The sequence below is a fragment of the Bacillus sp. JJ783 genome (assembly GCF_036963225.1).
GTDB classification, from domain to species: domain Bacteria; phylum Bacillota; class Bacilli; order Bacillales; family Bacillaceae_G; genus Bacillus_A; species Bacillus_A cereus_U.
Genome location: NZ_JBALMG010000013.1, coordinates 1 through 4,435, shown reverse-complemented (window position 1 = coordinate 4,435; position 4,435 = coordinate 1). Strand labels below are relative to the sequence as shown.

Genomic DNA, 4,435 nt, shown 5'->3' with positions numbered 1-4,435 from the left:
CATATAAATTTCGTATCTATCCAACGAAGGAACAAAAAATATTAATTGTTAAAACCATTGGGTGCAATCGCTTTGTATTCAATGTCTTATTGAGCGAATGGGGCAGTTTATTTAAAGAAGTAAATCAAATCGCATAGGCTACAAAAAAGAAAGCAAACTAAAATCGTGGGTGCTGATGACGAAAAAACACAACTCCGCTATCTGTATATAGTGTATTTATTATAGTTGGCATCCTTGAAGGAATAACTAAATCAAGCTACAAGGGTGGTGAAAAAATGGCTAAAAATAAGAATAATCAATTGAAGAACAATAAAAATGCTGTACCAAAAGTAGATGTAGAATTTGCGGGAGAAAATGGACTTGAAAAAATCGCATTAAGAGCCAAAAAAAAATCAAAATAAGTAAACAATAGGGGGCAGTAAATCTGTCCCTTTGTTCCTCAAAATTAACATAGTTCTTCAAAAAAATAAGCATCTTTTGTTAGCATAAAACCAATGTATTGCAAAACCTGGAAAGTCCCCTCAGAAGTTCTGAAAGTACTTTCCATTCACATAATTAGTGTTATCGTAAGTCAATGTTATTGTTAGTTTGGATTCGACTTTTGTATAGTTGACGAAATTTGATGAAAGAGATAATTCTCCAAGGTAAGATATATCCCAGTGCTACAGTCATAAATAGTGCTGCTTCTGTTTCTGGACCTAGCCATTTTAAATAATCACGAAGTAAAAAACGGATAATAAGTACGATGAGAAAGGTAATAATAAAGCTCTTGTTTCTTACAGCATAAATATGCTGATCGAATCGGAGTTCATAGTGAGTGGTCCAAATAAGTGGAATTGACAAAAGAAATCCAAAGATAGCTGCACAAATCCATTCCCAGCCAGCGGCATGTGCTTTTGGATTTAAGATGATGTGAATGCAGGGGAGTAACAAAAATAGTATGGGTAAGAGAATGCGGGTTCCGTTTCCTTTAATAGGGCGATACATTGCCAAAGTTCTACGCCATATGACTAACGCAGCAATTATGATCACAATAGAGTAAAACGAAGAAGAATCCATGATTTCACCTCGACACATAGAATATTTCAATTATATGGAAAGTACAGATGGTTGGATAGTGGTATTCATCCTGATTGGGGAAATATAACATTAATTTGTGATATCATATATAGGTATTTGCCATTACATACTATTGCAAGAGGTAAGCAAAGAGGCTTATCCCTTATGTATCAAGGATTACGCCTTTTTTTCTTTTGAAAGATTTATAGAAAAAAACATACTTGTTTTATTAAGTATGCAGTCTCAGAATTGTCCTTATTTCCCATATAAAAATCGCATATTTGCTAGTTAGTTTAATACTTTTTGTAATGGAACAGCTGCAATCTAAAATTATGATTTGAGTACATGCAATATATACAATACCCCTGGCATATAGCTAATAGCGTATAGCGCGCTTATAGCTAAACAACAAGTCCACTGCCAAAGTAGGGCTATTTTTTTCTGCCTTTTGTGGTAATATCGGTGTTGCCGTTTCACGCATTAGTTTATATTCAAGCTGTGCAGTGATAATAAAGCTGTTTAATTGTAAACGTAAAAGAGCGATATCCTAAAAACTACGATAAACGGTATAATAAAAGCAATATATATAGAAATACGTTTGCTTTCGAAAGGGAGTACATATATGAAAATAAAAAAGGGCAAAAAACACTTGGTTATGCTTTTGAACAAGCTACAAAGCATAGGAAATACCCGAAATTAATAAGGATAATTTATAGGAGGTACTTTAAAATGTTTATCGTAAATGTTGAAGGTGCTATAAGGAAAAATGATAAATGGCTTATTATTGAAAGAAGCAAAAAAGAGGAACATGCTGGTGGTTGGCTTTCTCTTGTGGGAGGTAAGGTAGATATAGAAGGGAATTCATCAGACATATTAGAGAGAACAGTAAAGCGAGAAATATTAGAAGAAGTCGGTGTGAGCGTAAAAGACAGGCTAAATTATGTACATAGTACGTCATTCGTAACCGATACAGGTGAAAATGTTGTGGATATTGTTTTTCTTTGCGAATATGAATCGGGGGAGGCATTTTCTAAAAGTCCCGATGAAGTTGAAGAGGTATTATGGTTAACTACTGATGAAATATTAAATCACCCCAATTCGCCAATTTATTTAAAAGAAAGCATTAATCATGCGGAAGCGTTGATTCGTATTCATTCTTCATAACGCTTTAAATTTATAATAGAAGTAAAGTTGTTATACATAAATGGGGGAAACCTTGGAATTTATCTTGTTCAATTATCGGGCGCGATTATGGAGCAATACAGGCAGAAAATGATCAAACTAAAAAGAAGCAGGTACCTCTCCATTTAAAGGTATCTGCTTCTTTTCACATAGATTCTATAATCATTTGTCTTTCATACCACTTGTTAAGTTTTTCATTAACACTTTTTGAAATGCGTTTCATTTTTTTATTACAAAATCTTGATAGCGTAGCAGGGGATAAACCTATTTCATCTGCTAGCTCACGCATTGTTTTATTTTGATGCATATGCTGATGCATAATTTTTTCTCGAATCATATCCTCTGATCCTATAGTAGTTTGTTTTACTGTATCTGCAGTATAAGGTTCTTCCTGCTTCTCTTGTATATCTATTGTCTTTTTCTTCACCATACTATCTATATTATTCATCAATTCTTTTGGAGGTAAAATAATGATTCCCAACTTTTCATAGTAATTCTTAAACCAATTGCGTTCTCCTATTTTTGTTTCATCCAATTCTTCTGCATATGCCCAATGTGAAATGACATTTTCTTTTTCTAAGTCAATTAAAACATTTTCCAGTTGTTCTCGGATTCGAGTTGGGCGACCCTTCGTTGTTTTAATACCTATTACAGATAGTAGACCTTTTTCTCCACCAATGGAGTATGGCCTTTTTAAAGTACTGTATTGTTGACGAATTCGCCACTGCCAGGATAAATAACGTATTAAACGTTTATGAAACTTGTGTCTATAGCTATTATACTCTAATGCTTTTTTCGACAATAAAGCAGTTGTACTATTAGATCCATACAAATAACCTGATAAGAAACTACCTGGCTTAATCTTACAGGATTCTATTCCCATGTATTCATTAGTATTCTTATCTCTCCATAACACTACAGAATCAAGTACGAACAGCCTTTTGATTACTTCACGTTTCATTTCGAATTGTTTCCCAGTTTCTGCTTGATCGTTCAATACTACAACTTCATTATCATCATTCAAATAAATAAAGATACTAGCTAAAGCTGCAATACGTTGTGCTATTTTTATCTTATCTTCTGCGCGATAATACTCTACACCATTTGCGGATGCTTTTGGCATATTGCACAATTCCAATACGTTTTCATAACTAAAATCTATGAATTCATCTGGTGATTTAGCTTGATTTAACCACTGGATTGTAATGGTATCCAAACAATCTGCTGTAAGGTCATCCATATTACTAATTACTCCATCGACCAATATGGACCATCTCTCTGCTTCGTTTGTGTTAACTAGTCTCAAATCCTCATCCTTATGTGAGGATAGTTGTGCAACTCCACTTGAATTTTTCGTTTCTAATGGCAATACCGGTTTTGCTACTGCTTCATCTTCCTCAAAATGATTTTTTGCTATTCCATCACGTAATTGATAGTACATTGCGTCATTAGTTACAGGATAGTAATCATCCGATATATCTTCTATATGTTCTTTTACCTGACTATCTTCAAAAATTGAAATTTGAGTTGGCTCAACTGCTTCAACTTTTCCTCCGAATTCTTGTTCAATGATCTTATCTAGTACATTTTGAATCTCAATTTTATATTTATCCAGATTGGCATAAATGTTCAATACCGATACTCCTTGCTCTTGTTTCTGACCTAACCAAGAAACAAGCGTTGAAAAGGAAGGGGACATATTAGCAGATGTTACTAATTTATCGTGATTCTCTTGGACTTCTTTATAATATTTATTCCATTTGCCCCATAACTGCTTATTTTCTTCATAAATTGGAGCAGCAAGTAGGAGGGCATCACTGAACAATACTAATACTTTTTCCATATTTAAATACCTCCTAACAATGTTAATTACAAATATAATTTGCATCTTAAAAATGTGAAACGTCATAGCTATATGATGGCTACATAGCCTTGAAGTTAAAATATTATCAGAATAGTCCTTACAAGTATCAGCTTTCTTATACAATCTAATTATGGACTCATTTAATTTCTTCTGTGCTTGTCTTTATTATATAAAACTGTTTCTATTTGTAAAATTACTACTTTACAATACAGTTTCAATTTTTAAAAGTAAATTAACTATTTACACTGATTTTCTTCCTACAGCTTAGATAACTTACTACATTAGGTTACACCCTTTATAACCAGCTGCTTCTTACTTGAAATCATACAG

The 4,435-nt window shown here is 33.2% G+C and carries 4 protein-coding genes and 1 pseudogene; 3 read left to right on the top strand and 2 right to left on the bottom strand.

Annotated features, from left to right (window positions below):
• Together V7038_RS03925 and V7038_RS03920 are read left to right on the top strand one after the other, a co-directional pair.
• Positions 1-116, top strand: a pseudogene (locus tag V7038_RS03925) (helix-turn-helix domain-containing protein); the annotation flags it as partial.
• 159 nt (positions 117-275) lie between these two features.
• A complete protein-coding gene (locus tag V7038_RS03920) occupies positions 276-401 on the top strand; it encodes a hypothetical protein (RefSeq protein WP_335469214.1) in 126 nt (41 codons plus the stop codon).
• A 160-nt stretch (positions 402-561) separates the two neighbouring features.
• Here V7038_RS03920 and V7038_RS03915 read toward each other — a convergent pair whose 3' ends face one another.
• Positions 562-1,059 carry a CcdC protein domain-containing protein gene (locus V7038_RS03915; RefSeq protein WP_002161984.1) on the bottom strand — a complete coding sequence of 166 codons (498 nt, stop codon included), beginning with the start codon at positions 1,057-1,059 and terminating at the stop codon, positions 562-564.
• Between the two features lie 729 nt (positions 1,060-1,788).
• Between V7038_RS03915 and V7038_RS03910 the strand changes: the two genes are divergently transcribed.
• Positions 1,789-2,223, top strand: a complete 435-nt coding sequence (locus tag V7038_RS03910) for an NUDIX hydrolase (protein WP_335469212.1) — start codon at positions 1,789-1,791, stop codon at positions 2,221-2,223.
• Positions 2,224-2,386: 163 nt separating this feature from the next.
• Here V7038_RS03910 and V7038_RS03905 read toward each other — a convergent pair whose 3' ends face one another.
• Positions 2,387-4,084: a helix-turn-helix domain-containing protein gene (locus V7038_RS03905; protein WP_199661636.1), complete on the bottom strand. Its 1,698-nt coding sequence runs from the start codon at positions 4,082-4,084 to the stop codon at positions 2,387-2,389.
• Between the last annotated feature and the right edge of the window lie 351 nt (positions 4,085-4,435).

Coding starts and splice junctions, on each gene's coding strand:
- V7038_RS03920 (WP_335469214.1), top strand. CDS start 276: ATGGCTAAAAATAAGAATAATCAATTGAAGAACAATAAAAATGCTGTA.
- V7038_RS03915 (WP_002161984.1), bottom strand. CDS start 1,059: ATGGATTCTTCTTCGTTTTACTCTATTGTGATCATAATTGCTGCGTTA.
- V7038_RS03910 (WP_335469212.1), top strand. CDS start 1,789: ATGTTTATCGTAAATGTTGAAGGTGCTATAAGGAAAAATGATAAATGG.
- V7038_RS03905 (WP_199661636.1), bottom strand. CDS start 4,084: ATGGAAAAAGTATTAGTATTGTTCAGTGATGCCCTCCTACTTGCTGCT.